At 49.7% G+C, this 18,527-nt stretch carries 12 protein-coding genes and 1 CRISPR repeat array (1 of these 13 only partly in view); of the genes, 3 read left to right on the forward strand and 9 right to left on the reverse strand.

What is annotated here, in order from left to right:
* Positions 1 to 54 precede the first annotated feature (54 nt).
* Positions 55 to 1,596 carry a sodium:solute symporter family protein gene (locus tag O0S09_RS04165; protein ID WP_268922694.1) on the forward strand — a complete coding sequence of 514 codons (1,542 nt, stop codon included), beginning with the start codon at positions 55 to 57 and terminating at the stop codon, positions 1,594 to 1,596.
* A 128-nt stretch (positions 1,597 to 1,724) separates the two neighbouring features.
* Positions 1,725 to 2,429: a UMP kinase gene (gene pyrH, locus O0S09_RS04170; protein WP_268922695.1), complete on the forward strand. Its 705-nt coding sequence runs from the start codon at positions 1,725 to 1,727 to the stop codon at positions 2,427 to 2,429.
* A 143-nt stretch (positions 2,430 to 2,572) separates the two neighbouring features.
* Here the strand turns inward: pyrH and O0S09_RS04175 are convergent, their stop codons facing one another.
* Both O0S09_RS04175 and O0S09_RS04180 read right to left on the reverse strand, forming a co-directional pair.
* The gene (locus tag O0S09_RS04175) at positions 2,573 to 4,078 is read right to left on the reverse strand and encodes an amino acid permease (RefSeq protein ID WP_268922696.1); all 1,506 of its coding nucleotides are present in this window, start codon (positions 4,076 to 4,078) and stop codon (positions 2,573 to 2,575) included.
* A 6-nt stretch (positions 4,079 to 4,084) separates the two neighbouring features.
* Positions 4,085 to 6,352: an Orn/Lys/Arg family decarboxylase gene (locus O0S09_RS04180; protein WP_268922697.1), complete on the reverse strand. Its 2,268-nt coding sequence runs from the start codon at positions 6,350 to 6,352 to the stop codon at positions 4,085 to 4,087.
* Positions 6,353 to 6,692: 340 nt separating this feature from the next.
* Between O0S09_RS04180 and uvrC the strand changes: the two genes are divergently transcribed.
* Positions 6,693 to 8,270: an excinuclease ABC subunit UvrC gene (gene uvrC / locus O0S09_RS04185; protein WP_268922698.1), complete on the forward strand. Its 1,578-nt coding sequence runs from the start codon at positions 6,693 to 6,695 to the stop codon at positions 8,268 to 8,270.
* 433 nt (positions 8,271 to 8,703) lie between these two features.
* Here uvrC and cas2 read toward each other — a convergent pair whose 3' ends face one another.
* From cas2 to cas3, 7 genes are all read right to left on the reverse strand, one after another.
* Positions 8,704 to 8,994, reverse strand: a complete 291-nt coding sequence (gene cas2 / locus O0S09_RS04190) for a CRISPR-associated endonuclease Cas2 (RefSeq protein ID WP_268922699.1) — start codon at positions 8,992 to 8,994, stop codon at positions 8,704 to 8,706.
* Positions 8,995 to 8,997: 3 nt separating this feature from the next.
* Complete coding sequence (cas1c, locus tag O0S09_RS04195; RefSeq protein WP_268922700.1) at positions 8,998 to 10,029, reverse strand: type I-C CRISPR-associated endonuclease Cas1c; 1,032 nt, start codon at positions 10,027 to 10,029, stop codon at positions 8,998 to 9,000.
* The gene (gene cas4, locus O0S09_RS04200) at positions 10,026 to 10,679 is read right to left on the reverse strand and encodes a CRISPR-associated protein Cas4 (protein WP_268922701.1); all 654 of its coding nucleotides are present in this window, start codon (positions 10,677 to 10,679) and stop codon (positions 10,026 to 10,028) included. The genes cas1c and cas4 overlap by 4 nt, the downstream gene beginning before the upstream one ends.
* Position 10,680: 1 nt before the next feature.
* Positions 10,681 to 11,544 (reverse strand): type I-C CRISPR-associated protein Cas7/Csd2, encoded by an 864-nt coding sequence (cas7c, locus tag O0S09_RS04205; protein ID WP_268922702.1) that lies wholly within the window; start codon positions 11,542 to 11,544, stop codon positions 10,681 to 10,683.
* Between the two features lie 7 nt (positions 11,545 to 11,551).
* Positions 11,552 to 13,297: a type I-C CRISPR-associated protein Cas8c/Csd1 gene (cas8c, locus tag O0S09_RS04210; protein ID WP_268922703.1), complete on the reverse strand. Its 1,746-nt coding sequence runs from the start codon at positions 13,295 to 13,297 to the stop codon at positions 11,552 to 11,554.
* Positions 13,294 to 13,965, reverse strand: a complete 672-nt coding sequence (gene cas5c / locus O0S09_RS04215; RefSeq protein WP_268922705.1) for a type I-C CRISPR-associated protein Cas5c — start codon at positions 13,963 to 13,965, stop codon at positions 13,294 to 13,296. Before cas5c ends, cas8c begins: the two co-directional genes overlap by 4 nt.
* A gap of 100 nt (positions 13,966 to 14,065) precedes the next feature.
* Positions 14,066 to 16,300, reverse strand: a complete 2,235-nt coding sequence (gene cas3, locus O0S09_RS04220; protein WP_268922706.1) for a CRISPR-associated helicase Cas3' — start codon at positions 16,298 to 16,300, stop codon at positions 14,066 to 14,068.
* A 341-nt stretch (positions 16,301 to 16,641) separates the two neighbouring features.
* A CRISPR array of direct repeats spans positions 16,642 to 18,527; the repeat unit is 32 nt; unit sequence GTCGTACCTCACGGAGGTACGTGGATTGAAAT; it runs 4,276 nt beyond the window's last position.

Below are 18,527 nucleotides of genomic sequence, written 5' to 3' on the forward strand. Positions count from 1 at the left end.
ATTCTTCTCATCCTCTGGGGACTTACCTTCCCCAAGGTGGTGGAGGAGTAATCAATGGGGCTAAGTGAAGGAAGTACCCTGGTCACTCTTGCACTTATTGTTGTGTACTTCATAGTGCTGCTTGGTATCGGTGTGTGGGCATCGAAAAAGATCAAAAACTCCGAGGATTACATGCTTGCCGGCAGAAGTCTCGGGTTCTGGCTGTTCACGCTTCTGATCGTCTGTTCCATCTGCAGTGGTATGACGCTTGTGGGAACCAGCGGGTTCGGTTACGCTTCCGGCTGGCCGGGAATCTGGGAACAGATCTTTGTACCGCTCGCTGCTGCGTTCTGTATTATTTTCTTCGGATCCAAACTCAATAAAATTGGCCGGGAAAAAGGATGCATGACGCTTGAGGACTACTTTGCCCTCAGATACGAGAACAACAAAGAGCTTCGCGCTCTCTCGGCTCTGGCGAGCATTGCCGTCAGTCTGGTCTATCTTGTCGGCCAGTACACGGCAATCAGTATTGTTCTCATCTGGGTGTTCGGTCTGGAACACTGGCAGGCGCTTCTGATCTCAGGAATCATCATCACGGCATACACCGTGATTGGCGGGTTGTATGCGGTGTCGTGGACCGGACTTGTGCAGGGACTGATTCTCATCTTCGGTGTTCTGCTGGTCTCACCGTTCATTCTCAGTTATGCGGGAGGCATTGAGCACATCAATACTGTCCTCGCATCGATTGATCCAAACCTTGTCATGCCCGCGTTCCCGAATGCGTATGCGGCGTATGCCTACTGTACGCCTGAGTTCCTAGTTTCGTTCGGAATCCTCCTGATGGTGGGTCTTGCCTGTGCGCCGCACATCATGTCCAATGTCTTTGCGGCGAAGAAGATCTCCTACTTCAAGTGGGCCCCTCTCGTTGCATTCGGTATTTATGTTGTCATCATGTTCCTCGTCAAGCTGTGTGGTATGGGTGTCCGTGTCATGGCCGAGGACGGAAAACTTGACGCAATCGCGGCAACCAATGCTCCGGACTTCGCGCTGATGTACGGGATTCAGGCGGCAGCTCCAAGTATTTTTATTACTGGCCTGTTTGCGGTGATTGTTCTGTCCGCAGTCATGTCCACCACCGACCGGCTGATGCTTACGGTGGGCACAGAGTTTTCCTGGAACATCTTCAAAGTTATGCTTCGTCCGAATGCAAGCGAGCGGCAGGTTGTCCGCATCAGTCAGATTTGTGTGCTGATTGCAGCGGTTGTTTCGCTGATTCTTGCGATTAATCCGCCGGAGATGCTGGCTTTCCTGATCTGGCTTGGTATCGGGCTGATGCTCTGTTCGTTTGCCGTTCCGCTGATTGCTGGTCTGTACTGGCGGCGGGCGACCGCAGCGGGCGCGATTGCGAGTATGGCGGTCGGATTAGTTTCGTCGATCGGGTTTGGCTACTATTATCAGTTCATTGAGAAACTGCCGATGCACTTCTCTATCTACGCACTGGCGCTTGCTATCCTTGCTATGGTAGTGGTGAGTCTTCTGACGCAGAAGAATTCGGATGCGGCACTGGATGAAACATATACCGGTGCGTATCTGCATCCGAAAGAACTCAGGAAATAATCTGCAAAACTATCTTTTTTTGGGAGCGAACATGCGTTGTTCTGTTCCCGTGCCTGTCTGAGGGGAAGAGAAACTGCAACCCCATAGAACATATATGCAAAGACCGAACAAATAGATAAGGAATTTTCATGACGCGGGTTGTAATCTCTGTGGGAGGATCGGTTCTTGTACCAACACTTGATACTCATCGGCTGATGGAGTGGGCAGATGCCCTGAAAACTCTGGTCAAAGCCGGACATCAGGTGTTCGCCGTGGTCGGCGGGGGAGGGGAGGCCCGCCGGTATATCAATGTGTGTCGTGATATCGGACTGGATGAGGCGTCGTCCGATGAGTTCGGCATTCTGATTACCCGTATCAATGCCCGGCTGCTGATCGCGGCCCTTGGCGAGTACGCGTATCCGCGGGTGGCCGAGTCGTATCTGGATGCAAAGGAGTTTGCCCTGACCGGAAAGATCGTGGTGATGGGCGGCGTCACTCCCGGCCAGACCACCGATGCGGTTGCCGCGTGCCTGGCGGAGGAGATCGGTGCTTCGATGATGATCAATATGACCGCGATTGACGGTATCTACTCGGCCGATCCGAAGAAGGATCCGGCAGCGGTCAAATATGATACGCTCAGTCCGCAGGGTCTGATCGATTTGATTATGAAGGAAAAACTCTGTGCCGGCAGTAATATGGTCATTGATCTGGTGGCCGCAAAGATCACCGAACGTTCCGGGATTCCTCTGGTTGTCATCGATGGTCGCGACCCGTCGCTGATCTGCCGGGCACTGCTTGAGGGTGCGTTTGGGGGAACGGTTGTCGGCGACAAAGTTGTCACGTTCCCACTCTGAAACTTTTTTTTCACTATGCGTTCCGCAGGGTACCGGGCCAAAGCGAGGCAGCGTCGTTCATCAGGACCCGTTTCGATCCTCCCAACAAACAGAGAGCTGCAACCCTTGCTGCGGGGATCACACGAAAAAAGAAGGAGAGAAGATCACTCCGGATCTTCCGCAATCCATGCCTGGTACTCCTCATCGCTTGGTTTCCAGGACGGCTTCTTCAGCTTCCGCAGAATGATCGGCGGCAGAAGAATAATCACCAGCACGGAAACCAGCATACCGATCACATACAGAATCGTCTGCGTCATACCGTAACTCACCCCATTCGTCTCCGGCAGCAGTCCCACCCCAAACGCAAAGAACAGCGTAATCAGGGCAACACCGCCCACGAGCCACATACCGACCTTTCCTCCCGGCAGTTTGTACGGCCGTTTCACATCCGGCTTGGTCTTCCGCAGCTTAATGAACGCCGCGAACATGAACATGTACATCACCGCATTGATCAGCGATGTAATCGCCGTCAGAATCCAGTATCCCTCATTGATGGACGGAATCGCAATCATTGCAATCGCAAACGCCGACGAGATGATACCCTGCACGACCAGAACACCAAGCGGCATACCGTACTTGTTGGTCTTCCGGAAGATTGGCGGAAGATCTCCGGTCATTGCCGCGGGCAGCAGACCTTTTGCCGGACCGACAACCCACGTGGACAACTGGGCAATAATACCGATCGCAAGCATAATCGCAACCGGAATAACCAGCCACTCCACATGCATGTGGGTAAACATCGACAGGAACGTCTGAACGATACCTGCATTCAGACTGATCTCCTCAGCCGGAATCACCACACCAACCGCAAGAGTTCCGAGGATCGACATGATACAGATAATTGCCGCAGCAATGAACATCGCAATCGGATAATCCCTGCGTGGATTCTCCGTCTCACGGGCATGATACCCTGCCATTTCCATACCGGCAAACACAAGGATCATACTCGCTGCAAAGGTCACGGTACTCATATTCATCGACGGCAGAAGATTCTCAACGGTCGGGTCCCCGAGAGCGTTCGGGTTCCCAAGGGCAAGCCAGACGATCATCAGCACCACAATGATACCGATCGGAATCAGCGACCCGAGGAAGGTACCCACCGTGGACAGCAGCGTCGAGTTCTTCGTCGAGCTGTAGAAGTTAAAGAGCGTTACCCCCCAGTAACAGGCAAGCATCGCAATTGCCATGTAGATGTGGTTGTTGCCAAGAGCCGGTGCAAGAACCGCGTAGGCAAGGGTTGCCGCAAAGAACGAAACAACCGTCGGGAACCAGACCAGATTGTTCACCCAGGAACACCAGATGGTAATAAAACTCCCGTCCCCGGGAAAAGCTTCCTTCACCCACGCGTAAATACCTCCAGCCTTCGGCCAGGTAGAGGCAAGTTCGGCAGCAACAAGAGCGGTCGGAATCAGGAAACACACGGTAAACAGAACGTACCAGAAGATCATTCCCCACCCTTCCATGGCCATCGTCGGGAAATTCCGCAGACTTAACACTGCGGCGACGTTGATCATCGCAAGAGAGATGATTCCGAGCTTCTTGTTGGAGCTCAATTTTTTCGCCGGGGCACTTCCTGAGGAAGTGCCCGCGGCAGCTGGCGAATCAGTCATGAAATCTTACTCCTTCAGACAGTACACATAGTAGGTTCCGTCAATTGCCTCAACACCATGCGTGTCGTGGGCAAATCCGGGGAACCTCCGGTCAAACTCCTGCAGGGTCTTCAGGTACATCAGAATCGGGCCGTCAGCCTTTCCTGCGTTCTCGCCCGGCATGAGCATGGGGATTCCCGGAGGGTAAGGAACAACACCCGTTGCAACAATGCGGTCTGCCATTTTGTCGACCGGCACATGTTCAACCTGACCTTTGACGATATAGCAGTATGCATCTGACGGTTTCATAACCGGAGTCGGCATCACCGCACAGGCCTCGTTGGCAAGCTGGGTCTGGCGGGTGGCCTTGATGTACTGGTGCATCTCCCGGGCAAGCGTCTGTAAGGTCATGCCGCCGTAGCGATCCGGATATGCTTTGACGAGCTCCGGCAAAACCTCTTCCAGAGGTGTATTTTTGTCAAACAGTGTCTTGAAATCGAAGAGTGCGGACATGAGCGTACCCCACTTTCCTTTCGTGACGCCCATCGAGAAGAGGAACAGAATATTGTAGTCACCGGACTTCTCATTGATGATTCCTTTCGTGTCAAGGTAGGCGAGCACGACCGCTGCCGGAATACCGAACTCAGCATGGGTTCCGTCATCGTTCATACCCGGCGTAAGGACCGTGACTTTGATCGGATCCAGCATTGCCCAGTTCTCGGACATGTCCGGGAACCCGTGCCACACCTCGTCCGGCCGGAGCATCCAGCATCCCGGATTGTGGGCAAGGATCTCCGGGTCGGCGTCGGCAAACGGAACTTTCTTTCCGTCCGGCATGGTAACCATATCGGGCTGCCAGGCATGGAACCACCAGTCGCCGGGTTTGCAGATGTCCAGCTCCCCACAGGCACGTGCCATCATCTGGCGGAAGTGGATTGCTTCGTTGATGGATTCCTGCATGAGAGCGCTGCCGCCCATATCCATCATCTTGGAGGAGACATCAAGGGATGCAATGATGCCGTACTGCGGGGAGGTGGATGCATGCATCATGAACGCTTCGTTGAAAAGAGCGTGGTCAAGCGGGTGTTTGCCGTTCTTGATGTGGATCATCGATGCCTGGGAAAGAGCGGCGAGCAGTTTGTGGGTGGACTGGGTGGTGATCACCGTCGGGCGGTCGCCTGCCGGACGGGTATCCTCGTGCATGCCGAACCGTCCGGCATACATGGGGTTGAACTTTGCATAGCCGTACCAGGCTTCGTCGTAGTGGATGGTATTCACGGTCTGTCCCAGCAGTTCTTCGGAATGAACTGCGTCGTAACAGACGCCGTCGTAGGTTGAGTTGGTGACGACAGCAGCTGCCGGGGTCTGGTTCTTTGCTTTGGATGCCAGAGGATGGTCGGCGAGTTTCTTTGCGAGCGTCTCCGGTTCCATTTCATGCTGCGGGATGGGGCCGAGAATGCCGTACCGGTTCCTGGTCGGCACCATATAGACAGGAATGCCGTGGTCAAGGGTGAACGCCTGTTCAAGGGATTTGTGGCAGTTCCGGTCCACAAAGACGATCTCGTCCGGAGCGACAAGCGCGCCCTGTACTACACGATTGGAGGTGGAGGTTCCGTTGGTGACGAAGAAGGTCATGTCTGCGCCGAATACTTTTGCGGCATACTGTTCCGCATCACCGATGGGGCCTGAGTGGTCAAGCAGACTGCCGAGTTCGCCGACCGAGATGGAAAGGTCGGAACGGAAGGTCTGTTCACCGTAAAATTCGTAGAAGAGTTTGCCGATCGGGGATTTGAGGAATGCGGTTCCTGCGGTGTGACCTGGGGTGTGCCAGGAGTACTCGAAGTCTTCGGAGAAGTCCATGAGTGCGCCAAACATCGGCGGAAGAATTGCTTTGCGGTATTTCCGGGCGGCGGATTTGATTCTTCCTGCAATGAATTCGGGAGTGTCGCCGAGAATCCATGCGTATTCGTCGATGGTGGAGAATACGTCTACCGGGATTCGGGAGAGGTCACCGGGTTCGGTAAGGAGGAAAATGCTGACGTATTTGTTCTGTTCACGAATGAGTTTGATCAGTTCTCTGGCGCTTTTTGCATGCCAGTCGATGAGGACGCAGTCGGCCATTGCACCGTTTGCGATGAAGCCGTCTTTGAGGCCTTCAAATGTATCGACGCTGATTACGTTCATGTCATCGTCTTTCAGATGATTGATGAGTGCCTGCATGTTGTGGGAGAAGGCACTGCCGGATTTTGTGTCGGCCCCGATTATCAGGACGGACAGGGTATCTGTTGGTTCCATAAATATTCACCTGTGGGTTGATACAACGTGTGTTGTATGCTGAACTATTGCCCCCCGCATAATAAAACCATATCAATGATGACAAATTTTTGTAGATTTTTGGCAACATCAGGTACATTTAATACAAAATTTTTCGTTTGATAATGTCAGTATGCATATCTATATATGAGATGCGGGCGGGAGGGGCTGTCGCTATGCGGGGATTTATGTAGAAGGATAGTTCGGGCGATAATTCCGGAGGCATGCCGGATCTGTGTTGTGACAGGGACGCGCACCTGTTGGAGTATTTTGCAGAAAGGGTTGATTATTTACTTTCTGCCGCCGCATGTGTATAGCATATATGGCAGGTGTGCCGGTTCCGTTTTCTCTTGCGGATATTCCCCATAGTCCGGGCTGTTATCTGTACAAGGACCGTACGGGGACGATCATTTATGTGGGGAAGGCGAAGGATCTGCGGAAGCGTGTTTCGTCGTATTTTCAGAAGCGGGATCATGATCCGAAAACGCAGAAGCTGGTGCAGACGATTGCGGATGTGGAGTATATTGCTACGGGGACGGATGAGGAGGCGTATCTTCTGGAGAATAGTCTCATTAAGCGCCATCAGCCGAAGTACAATATTGATCTGCGGGATGCGAAAAGTTATGCGTATATTGAGCTGACGAAGGAGGTTTTTCCCCGGATTACGATTGCCCGGAAGGCGAAGGGTGCGGGGCAGTTTTTCGGGCCGTTTGTGTCGGGGAAGGAGCGGGATTATGTGCTGTCTGTTGTAAAAAAGACGTTCAAGCTCCGGTCGTGTAAGAGTATGCCGAGGAATAATCGTCCGTGTTTGCGGTTTCATATCGGGAATTGTACTGGGCCGTGTGCGGGGAAGGTGAGTGCGGAGGCGTATGCGGTGCAGTGTTCGCAGGCGGAGGCGGTGCTGAAGGGGAGGACTGCGGAGCTGGTGGCTACGCTTACGGAGGAGATGAACCGGTATTCGGCAGCGATGGAGTTTGAGGCGGCGATGCGGTGCCGGGATGTGATTGGGGCGGTGACGCATCTTGCGGGGCGGCAGTGTGTGTCGCGGCAGAAGGATTATGATGAGGATGTGATTCATTTCCTGACGGCTGCGGGGATGGTGTATCTAATGGTGTTTCATGTGTATTCGGGGACGCTGGGCGGGCGGGAGGAGTTTATTTTTGAGGAGTCGGCGGGTTTTTTCGAGGAGTTTCTGGCGCAGTATTATTCGGAACATGCGGCTCCCCGTGAGGTGATTGTGCCGGAGGCAGTGGATGAGAGTCTTGCGGGGTATCTGGGGTCGGTTGCGGGGCGAAAGGTGATTGCTACGGTGCCGAAGCAGGGGGAGAAGGCGAAGCTGCTGGAGCTTGCCCGGAAGAATATTGAGCTGGTGCATTTTGGGGATGAGATACGGGTGGAGGAGCTGCGCAAAGCGCTGCGTTTAGCGGAGGCGCCGCGGGTGGTGGAGTGTTTTGATATTTCGCATCTGTCGGGGACGGATACGGTGGCGTCGATGGTGCAGTTTCGGGACGGGAGGCCGGATAAGAGGAATTACCGGAGGTTCCAGATTAAGACGGTTGAGGGGATTGATGATTTTGCGTCGATGGCGGAGGTGGTGCGGCGGCGGTATTCGCGGTTGATTGCGGAGGAGAAGGAGATGCCGGATCTGATTCTGATTGATGGGGGGAAGGGGCAGTTGTCGGCGGCGAAGCGGGTTTTGGATGAGTTGGAGGTGGATGTGCCGGTGATTTCTCTGGCAGAGCGTGAGGAGGAGGTGTTTGTGTCGGGGGTTCCGTTTCCGCTGCCGTTTGGGAAGAAGACGCGGGCGAATATGTATCTGCAGGAGATCCGGGATGAGGCGCACAGGTTTGCGATTACGTATAACCGGCTGCTGCGGAAGAAGCGGGTGGTGGGGAAGTAATTTTTTGGGGGGTTTTGGGGGTTGTTGGTGTTTTTTGGGGGAGGTGGAGGTCACTGGTCAGTGGTCACTCTCGGATTATTCTGAGATAGAGGGGGTGGAGGGAAACTTTTCTTTTGTGGACAGTCCGTTTCTTTATATACTATTAGTTAAATATAAATACAACAAGAGAGTACTGCGGAGCACTGGTGTGGTGTTGTGAGAGTGTGCGGGATTTTTTTGTGGGGATTTGTTTTTTGTGGGGAAGGGGAATGAACTATGACCAGTGAACTGGACTTTTGTGGATTTTGGAGGTATTTATGAGAATTATTGGATAAAGCAGAATAAATTACCGTAGGTTATCCCATCACTCTATGAGATGGGATGAGAAAGAATGTCAATCAGAAAACTGCAAAAAATTCACCAGTTGATCAAGAATCCCGAAACTCACCTCAATTCAAAAGATCAACGGTTCATCCACATTCAACGCAGGCTTCGCTCCCACATGTTCTACTCTTCTTCGGCCTTCACTACCCATGTTATAATATCGGACACTATCTGTTATCACATCTATAACACCTAAAATCTCTGCTTTCATCTGCAGTAACTGTACAGAATCAACCACACACTCAAACACCGAATTCTGAACACGGGTCCCATAATTCTTACACACACGAGCAACCTGCCGCAGTCTTCTTCTTCCTTCCGGACTTTCGGTATTTACATCATAGGTAACCACAACAAACATACATCACCTCATTATAAATGGAGGATATCCATCAATATCTCCCCGCAGATATCGGGCAAGCAACATCGCCTGAGCATAGGGAAGCAAACCCAACGCAATCTTTTCCTCAAGATATCCATGCATGACCTCATCAGATTTTCTCTTTTGCCATTCCTGCAAAATCTTTCTGCGCCCATCATCCGTCAGAAAAACTGCACCATTTTCCTGGAGCACAAAATCCTTCACGGTTACCATACGATTGTTAATCAGACTCAGAACAAACCTATCTCCCAGATACGGACGGAACTCCTCCATCAAATCCAGCGCAAGACCAGGTCTTCCTGGCCGTACCCGATGCAGAAATCCTACCTGTGGATCCAATCCCACTGACTCCAGAGCAGATGCACAATCCGCAGCAATCAGCATATATACAAACGAAAGCAGAGCATTCACTCTATTTAACGGAGGACGGCGACTTCGGCATTCAAACGAAAAATCTCCCTCGCGTGAAAGAATCAGATCATCAAACACGGAAAAATAATAACGGGAAAGCATACCTTCCATACCCCGAAGTTCATTCAATGTCATCTGACTTCCTCTCAGCTGTTCGATTCCATCAGTAATTCTCACCAGATTTTTCTGAAAATCAGCTGAAACCATCTCTTCGTGATCCCGGGAAAACCGCAACAACACACTTCGGCAGTTTGCAAGTTTACCCAAGATTATCCACTTGGCAATTTTGGCAGCGCTCTCTTCATCATCAGAAAGAACATACTGTTTTTTTCGAAGCAGAACATTACCGGAAACGCCACCCCCGACACGGGCAAGAAATTTCCCGTACGGAGACACAAATGACATTCCCACATCCCGCTCACAACAGAGCGACATCAACCTGGGACTCGCACCCATAAACCCGAAACAGACAATTCCTTCCAGATTATGAATAGGAACACGAGCCAAGATGGTATTTTCAACAGTAATTACAACATTTTCCCCGTCTTGGGACAAATAAGACCGGGGATTGGTAACATAGAGAACATTGCGAAGTTTTCTCATGATCGAAGAACCGTATTCAGATAAGATTCAACAGACTTCCTTCGGACAGACATATCCGGCATACAGAGATGAACAAGAGAACAGCTGACACAGTACGACCCGGGCGTTGCGGGAGGTGTGGCCCCGGATTGGAGAAGGGCATACATCTCATCAAGAAGGCAGACAACCCGTTCCCGAAGTTCCTCATCGAACACAACCTCAACACGTCTCCGGTTCTTTCCATAGTACAGGTATCCAGCCAAAATTTCTGTCTGCAGCATCTCTTCCAAACACATTGCCTGACAACAAAGCTGAACCTCATCAGCATGAAACATATTTTTCTTCCCAGATTTGTATTCCACCGGGACTGGCTGCCAGGAACCCGTTCGATTTACCAGAGAGATTCCGTTTGGATTTCGGTGATACTCCACCACATCCGCAACCCCATACACTTTCAGACGATGAGAGACCACAGGAACCGCACGCGTGATCAACGTGTTACCACGCAGCTCAACATAGGCCGGATCATCCGCATTTTTATGCAGAAGTTTACCGGAAAACGTTAATGTATTCTCCTCCCACAGCTGTTCAATATGAATCAATGCCCAGCGCCGTCGGCAAAAAGCAAAGTGGAGAATTCCACTCAGGGAAAGATACTCATCAGATTCCATCTCAGAGCATTTCGAACAGCTCAACGCCTTCAGGAAGATCAGCTCTGCTGATAGATACGGTATAATCCTCAAAGGAACGTGGCGGTTTTTCCTCTTTTCTGGTAACCTTCACCCGTTCAAACAGCTGATGAGACGGGGCACATCCCAGGATCGAGTTGTGTTTAAAGACAATCAGTTTTCGTGTCGCCATTTTGCCGCGTGCTGCCGAATGGTCATGCTCAAAGAGATTGATCAGGGCTTCCCAAAGAAGATTGAGATCCTCATCATCAAAACCCGTGACCCGCTGTGCAAGGTTTGCAGAGACGTATCCTTCGGCACGGTAAAGAGCGTACGGCACAATGTGTTTTCTTCCCATTTCATGCTCTTTCTTGGCTGCATCTTCCACACTGGTTACGGCAACACGCGTGATGGTTACCTCCTGCGTAACGATAGGATCAATACTGCGGGCAAAGTTCATCTGAACCGGACCGCGGACCTGACCACAGTTGACTTTCGTTGTCATAACCGCACCAAATGCCCGGATGTCATAGAAATTTTCACACATGAACCCGGTAACTTTTTTGGCATCTTCCACATCCTTGGGAAGTTTCTTCTCTTCGGGTTTCAGATTATATTTCTTGTAGGCAAGGTCATGCTGATTGTTGAGAACAGCACCGTCACTCACATAAATCTGATAGCCGGGGACTCCGCCTTTGGCAAGTGCCACGTAGTCACGGATTTTTCGTTTGAGGCAGACATCCGTTACCAGACCATAACTGGTTTCCGGATCAATCCTCGGCATGTTTCCGGCATCCGGATCGCCGTTGGGATTTCCATTTTCTACATCAAATAACAGTACAAACTCATATCTGTTTTCAATTGCCATAGTACAATCAGGCCTCCAATTTTTCTTTGTCTTCTTTTTTCAGGTAGTTGTATTCACGCTGATGATAGTAACCGAGGACGAACATCCCCTGGTCTTCAAGCGAAAGGTATGCAGGAAATTCGGTAATACGCCCCAATAAGTTCTGAATCTGGCGATCATACCATTCGCCAGACCGATCATCTTTTACAACATGATGCTTTACAATATGATGCTGGGCAAGATTCAGCAGGGTGGGAAACACCAGTTTCGGGTTTACCGAAGCTGATGCAAAATACCGTGCCCGAATATTGGAACTGCCGTTTGCTGATTTCTGCAATAGTTCCAGAACTGCAAATAAGTTGCCTAAGAGGTAGGCGGGGTTTGTAGATGATAGATCAAGACTCATAGATAATTCCTCATGATAGTAATTTCTCCGGAGAACAGCTTTCAGATAGCCTGCCCGGACAGCATCAATACCATACTCTTTTCCGGCTTCAGCACGGATTCGTACCAGAACTGCAGTATAGACGGACAGTGGATACTTGTTTCCGGTAACGATAGATTTGAAAAGGGCATTTTCATATGATGCCGGGACATTTTCCCACCATGTTTTCGATTCGGGTGCAAGTTTTCTCAAAATCTGAGAGATGCTGACAATGCTCTGTGGTTTGTCGGGATGGCCAATCCACATGTTATTTTGATGGTCTGCCATCCGGGTGATGAAGTTTCCAAACGTATCTTCATACCAGAAACGAATGGAAGCCCGTGCTGCATTCGGAGACAATCCGAGAATGTAGGTCTGGGTAGCCGGGTCAGCTATGTCAGAGATAGATTTTCCCTCACGAACGCGGATCAGAAGTCGGGCAATTTTTGTCTCCATTTCGATATCTTCAGCGGATTCCGTTTTATCCGGAGCATTGTTCAGGAAAAATGCCATGCTGTTTTGGACAAAACCTTTTTTGTTTGCCCAGAAGACAACGGTTGTCTCCCCTAATCGAAGTTTGTTGGTTTTGCCGGCAAGCAGGTAGTTTAACGCAGTTGTGTACTCAAACATGGCAGATTCGGAAACAGGAGCATTGTAGCTCTGTTTTTTTCCGTAGGATTCTACAGAGTCCATGTTGAAGCTTACGACTGCACAGCCAGTAGTGTTGGCATTGACAACACCGGAAAGAAGTTTATGTATGCGTGCGATGGGAACATTTTCTTCCCCGGTTATGAGGCACTGACCACGTGAAATTTCATCATCCGTCACCTCTGGTTCGGCACAGAGAGCGACTGCTGCCTCACGTTCATGGATGTAGCACGGATCATTTTCCAACCGGAATACAATATTGCCTCCAAGATATACCGGATGATCTGCAGGAATGTCAACGGATTCCCCATCCATTCGTTTTTGCAGAAAGGAGAGAACTGCCAGTAACCCTTCATCAGGAGTGGTACCAATCCGCTTACGATGATATGCATACGAAGTGGCGAGGTAGTCAGGGAAAGGGACGAGTGTTTTTTCCTTCTTGTTGAACTCACTACCAAGAAGGTACTTTGCATTGTCACAAAGGAAGTAGGCTTTTTTTCCGCTTCGGCCTTTTTGTTCCGGAACGGTGAGTACTTCTTTTTGTTTTCCTTCTGTCAGGGTAATGAGACTCAGCAGGTCACCTTTTGTGTTGAGGAGAATGGCATAGGAACAGGGAACTTGTGAGTAACCGGGTCGGGCAATTTTTGATTCAGGATCGTTTACAAGCATCTGGTAGTAGTCGCAGAGTGCCTGAAGTATCATTTATTTACCTCCTGATGCAGTATGGGAGGGATTTTTATGATGCCCTGATGCATCTGTGCCCGGAAAAATCTTGGGGACATGTTATTACTGAAGTCTATGTCGTAGAGCATCCAGCCAAGATCGCGATCTTCTTTGATAGGGGGAGGGGGAGTCTGGTCTTCAAGGAGTTCAAAATTTACGGGAAATTCGCGGCAGCCAAAATACGGACGGTGGAAACATTGTCCTTTTCTGGCACGTCGGAGAAAGATGTTGTAGTGTTTTTCTTGTGTGTCGTCCGGTGTTGCGTTCTTTGTCAGTTCAAAATGTGCTGAGATGACATATTCGACATCTTTCAGCATGAGGGTTGCACGCTGCTGTCGTACTTTGTTTGGATCCTGGTAAAAAGGAACTCCGGTTCCGGTTTCCGAGACAGTTTTTATCAGGCTGTTCACATTTGCCTTTGAGATCACCGAGGAGACTTCGTTTCTTCGGATATTGGAAAAGGCAATAGGTTTTGTCACCTGAATTTCATCGATGACCCACCGTATGGCAGGTTTCCAATGAATTGCTTCAAGAATGCCGCGTGCAGCTGATGGGGTGATGGTGTCATAGCTTACCCGTTCCACTTTCATTTCTGGACGGGTGAAGCAGGCATAATCGCCCCAGACTTTAAGCTTGATTCCATACATTGGAATATCCTTGCCTCCGATAGGATTCAGTGATCCCTCAGAGGTTACTGGTATGTTGTTTTCAGAGGCAATAAAATTTACTACCTCTCATTACTTATGTCTAAGGGAGGACATAATCAAAGTCAGAGGGGACTCCATCCCAGTTCAGTCCTATAGCTTGGTCATAATACTTCAGATCGGTGAGCACAGCAAAACTCCCTCCTGCAAGCCGTACAGCACCACAAGTGTGAAGATAGTCCAGATCTTTCAGGGTAACACTGATTGTGTAAGGCGTGAGTTCCCGCAGTATCTGACCTGTTTCTCCTTTATCAAGGCGGGTAATGCGTTTTTGGACATAGGGTGAACAGGGGATTATCACAGAGTATCCTGCATCTGCAATCAGATGGAATTCATCCGAGATGTAACGGAATGGAAAGGGGAAGTGGGGTGTTTGTGCAGCATTTTTACATAAATTGAGTATCTGCAGTTTGTCAAGACGATTTTGTTTGATGTCGAACAATAGGCTGAAGTACTTCCGGATAGCTTCAGGCGTGAGGTAGTTTTCTGAAATACTCCGTGTGATGTCTGCAGTGGTTTTGATGTAATCAGGTCCGGCATATGTGGATTCCGGAATGAAAACATACAGATCACCATACGGAAGGTTTCCTTCGCGATTGCATCGTCCGGCTGCCTGCGTAATCGAGTCCACACCGGCAAGGGAGCGATAAACGACCGGGAAGTCAATATCTACACCTGCTTCGATCAGTTGGGTGGATACGACCCGGCAGGGAAGGTTAACGTCAGGTTTCAGCCTACGGCGTATTTCATCCAGGACTTTTTTTCGATGAGCTGGGCACATGTTGGTACTGAGATGAAAGCAGTCACCGGTTTTCGTTATTTTTTTGTACAGATCAGCGGCATGCTGTTTGGTATTTACTATGCAGAGTACCTGTTTGCGGTTTTTGAGTTGTTCGGCAATCTGATCTAAGGTCTGTTCTTTGAGAAAGTGACAGCGAACACGCTGCATTTTGTCAGCGAGTTCCGGATAGTTGGTGATGATGGGGGTTACCGGAATATTGGGGAGGATATTACTTTTCCGGAAGTCAGGTTGTGTTGCAGTACAGAGCACGACACTGCAATGATAATTTTTTACCAGTTCGGCAAGAGCGTACATACAGGGTTTCAGGTATGCGGGAGGGAGTGCCTGTACTTCGTCTAAGATGATCACACTGTTTGCAATGTTGTGTACTTTGCGAGAGGGGGAGGGACGCGAGGAGAAGAGTGATTCAAAAAACTGTACATTGGTGGTCAAAATAAGGGGAGCGTTCCAGGTTTCGGCTGCCATTGCCAGTTTGAGGTTTTTCGGATCAGAATCGTCAAGGGTATTTGTGCGGAGGGAACTTGGAAGGGTGAAGTTGGAGTGGTGTTCGAGTACATTATCCCGGCCAAAGATTTTTTTATAGATCCCTGCATTTTGTTCAATGATAGAGGTAAATGGAATGGTATAGATGATTCGGTCACACTGATGCTGGTTTGCATGTTTCAGGGCGAAGGCGAGGGATGAGATGGTTTTTCCGCCTCCGGTTGGTACGGTAAGGGTAAAGATACCGGGTTTTTGTATGGCGGCTTTTGTACACTGATGACGTATTGCAGTCCGAAGCTGATTGATCTCCCCAGTTTTATTTGTGTATTCGCGATTGATATAGTCATCAAGCAGTTGTTCCATTTCAGTTAATGGGAGATATTCTGTACCTGGAAGTTGTTCACCAAATGCTGTTGCAGCGTCAGTTCTATCGGCATCGATCAGGCATGAATGCAGGAAACGGGTGTACAAGAAGAGGGATAGACCAATTTCTTCATAGGTGTCTGCACGTATTTTTTCCCGGGTAATGCAGTCTGCGAGCGAGGGAAATGTTTGTGGGAGTTCAGTTTTCCAAGCGTTATAAAGTTTGGGATCAGCGTTTTTTATACGGGTTTCCAGATCGTTTTTGCGGTCATTATTGGTGTTGATCCAGTTGGGAATCCCAGATCCGTGATGCCCGGCAATGATGTAGGAGAGGAGGTAATAGGTAATTTTTTCCGGACATGGGAGGGATTTGGCAATTTCTGCGGCGACTTGGGCTCCGGCAGTTGCATGATCGGTACGTATGGTGTTGTCTTCAAGCCTCTGTTGGAATCTGTCGGAGTATTTTCCAATGTCATGCAGCAGGCCGAGTGTATAGCCGATTTCCCGTGAGGTAAAGGTCTGGGCATATGTTGCTGCATATTCCGCAGTTTGCGTAAGATGATCCAGAAGAGTTTGGTATTGGATTGTTTCTCCATCTTCTTTTTTTCGTGCATAATATTGCGTGGCCATGGTTGTTTCACTGATGGTATTTTATGGTAATTTGATCGTTTCTTCTATGTAGGTTTTTTGCAGGATGTTTTTTATGTATGGTCGGATAAATGATAAAGAAATGTCGTGCCATTTGTCGGCATGTGGATTGAAAATCATTTCTTATGGGGAGGATATTCGATCCTAATCTGCGAAGGTGAAGTACCCAGAATTGTTCCCGGGTGGTTCGCATTTGGCAGATTTGTTATCCTTTTCTGAAACTTAGGTATGTGGAGTGTTCTTTTCCATTTTTGTATGTGTTCTATCATCTTCGAAAAAGGGCGAATACAGCTAAATAGCTGAGGTTCTATATATATTTTAGAGTCGTACCTCACGGAGGTACGTGGATTGAAATCAAAGAATCACAAGACCAACGAAAGCAGCGAGCGCGTCGTACCTCACGGAGGTACGTGGATTGAAATTTTGACCTGGTGGATCAGTTTGCATCTGGCTTCTGTCGTACCTCACGGAGGTACGTGGATTGAAATTACTTTTCCACTTTTCCCAATCTCAGGATACTTCGTCGTACCTCACGGAGGTACGTGGATTGAAATCTCAACAAATCACGAACCTGCATCCACACAGGCAGTCGTACCTCACGGAGGTACGTGGATTGAAATAAAAACAATAGGATTCAACTCCAAAGGCAAGGCGTCGTACCTCACGGAGGTACGTGGATTGAAATCAAAGACACCTGTTCAAATGCTTCACGAACAAGTCGTACCTCACGGAGGTACGTGGATTGAAATGGATACAGATTAAGCCCTGGAGCAGTCAAGGAGATGTCGTACCTCACGGAGGTACGTGGATTGAAATTGCCATGATCAGTCCACCGGTAGTGATCCGGCGTCGTACCTCACGGAGGTACGTGGATTGAAATAGTCCGGATGTCAAAGGACGTTCCTGTCTGCGGGGGTCGTACCTCACGGAGGTACGTGGATTGAAATATCCGGACCGTGGATCGGAGGCCGCGAGTGCAGTCGTACCTCACGGAGGTACGTGGATTGAAATTGCTTTTGAGATGTACTGGCTCGGTGCATCCATCGTCGTACCTCACGGAGGTACGTGGATTGAAATAAACTGTATCTTGATTCTGTGGTCAACACTGCCGTCGTACCTCACGGAGGTACGTGGATTGAAATTGATGAGACTTATAACGCAAAAGCGGATAGGAAGTCGTACCTCACGGAGGTACGTGGATTGAAATAGCTGAAACGTCTTTCCGAAAAACTTGCAGAGTTGTCGTACCTCACGGAGGTACGTGGATTGAAATAACCACCCTGTTTCCTTCCAGATAATCTCTGCGTCGTACCTCACGGAGGTACGTGGATTGAAATGGCGTTGGATGGCGGGCACAACACGAGATCATGTCGTACCTCACGGAGGTACGTGGATTGAAATCTTCATACGTCGTCAATTGTCATAAAACCTACGGTCGTACCTCACGGAGGTACGTGGATTGAAATGACGGATCTCTGAAATGGAACCGTTGGGATAAGGTCGTACCTCACGGAGGTACGTGGATTGAAATGAGCACATCGCAATCGTTACGTGGCCCGCCTGCGAGTCGTACCTCACGGAGGTACGTGGATTGAAATGGTACATATCACTGGGATATTGAATATTTTGCAGTCGTACCTCACGGAGGTACGTGGATTGAAATGATTTCTGCGGGGGAAATGCGGATGAGTGGGGCGTCGTACCTCACGGAGGTACGTGGATTGAAATCAAATGTCTGTCTGACAACATCGTCTTTGGGAGTCGTACCTCACGGAGGTACGTGGATTGAAATCCATCCTCGGAGCCGCGGCGTTTTCCTGCGGTGGTCGTACCTCACGGAGGTACGTGGATTGAAATTCGTTGTAAGCCGAGTACTGCAGTGTGGCCAGCGGTCGTACCTCACGGAGGTACGTGGATTGAAATATCAGACGATCGGAGGGCAAGGAATGATCCCACAAGTCGTACCTCACGGAGGTACGTGGATTGAAATTGTCCCGACAGCAGCGGCATACCATCCGCCCGGTCGTCGTACCTCACGGAGGTACGTGGATTGAAATAGAACATGCTCCGTTACAACCCCTGCCCTAACGTCGTACCTCACGGAGGTACGTGGATTGAAATTGATTCGGAGAGGGCCGTCAGGTGATCGAGTGTGTCGTACCTCACGGAGGTACGTGGATTGAAATTAATCTTCGGAAATGCTGCACTC

The sequence above is a fragment of the Methanocorpusculum vombati genome, assembly GCF_026891935.1.
In the GTDB taxonomy this organism is placed as follows: Archaea; Halobacteriota; Methanomicrobia; order Methanomicrobiales; family Methanocorpusculaceae; genus Methanocorpusculum; species Methanocorpusculum vombati.

Bases quoted from the DNA above. Each gene is read 5' to 3' on its own strand.
- O0S09_RS04165 (WP_268922694.1), top strand. From the start codon at position 55: ATGGGGCTAAGTGAAGGAAGTACCCTGGTCACTCTTGCACTTATTGTT.
- pyrH (WP_268922695.1), top strand. From the start codon at position 1,725: ATGACGCGGGTTGTAATCTCTGTGGGAGGATCGGTTCTTGTACCAACA.
- O0S09_RS04175 (WP_268922696.1), bottom strand. From the start codon at position 4,078: ATGACTGATTCGCCAGCTGCCGCGGGCACTTCCTCAGGAAGTGCCCCG.
- O0S09_RS04180 (WP_268922697.1), bottom strand. From the start codon at position 6,352: ATGGAACCAACAGATACCCTGTCCGTCCTGATAATCGGGGCCGACACA.
- uvrC (WP_268922698.1), top strand. From the start codon at position 6,693: ATGGCAGGTGTGCCGGTTCCGTTTTCTCTTGCGGATATTCCCCATAGT.
- cas2 (WP_268922699.1), bottom strand. From the start codon at position 8,994: ATGTTTGTTGTGGTTACCTATGATGTAAATACCGAAAGTCCGGAAGGA.
- cas1c (WP_268922700.1), bottom strand. From the start codon at position 10,029: ATGAGAAAACTTCGCAATGTTCTCTATGTTACCAATCCCCGGTCTTAT.
- cas4 (WP_268922701.1), bottom strand. From the start codon at position 10,679: ATGGAATCTGATGAGTATCTTTCCCTGAGTGGAATTCTCCACTTTGCT.
- cas7c (WP_268922702.1), bottom strand. From the start codon at position 11,544: ATGGCAATTGAAAACAGATATGAGTTTGTACTGTTATTTGATGTAGAA.
- cas8c (WP_268922703.1), bottom strand. From the start codon at position 13,297: ATGATACTTCAGGCACTCTGCGACTACTACCAGATGCTTGTAAACGAT.
- cas5c (WP_268922705.1), bottom strand. From the start codon at position 13,965: ATGTATGGAATCAAGCTTAAAGTCTGGGGCGATTATGCCTGCTTCACC.
- cas3 (WP_268922706.1), bottom strand. From the start codon at position 16,300: ATGGCCACGCAATATTATGCACGAAAAAAAGAAGATGGAGAAACAATC.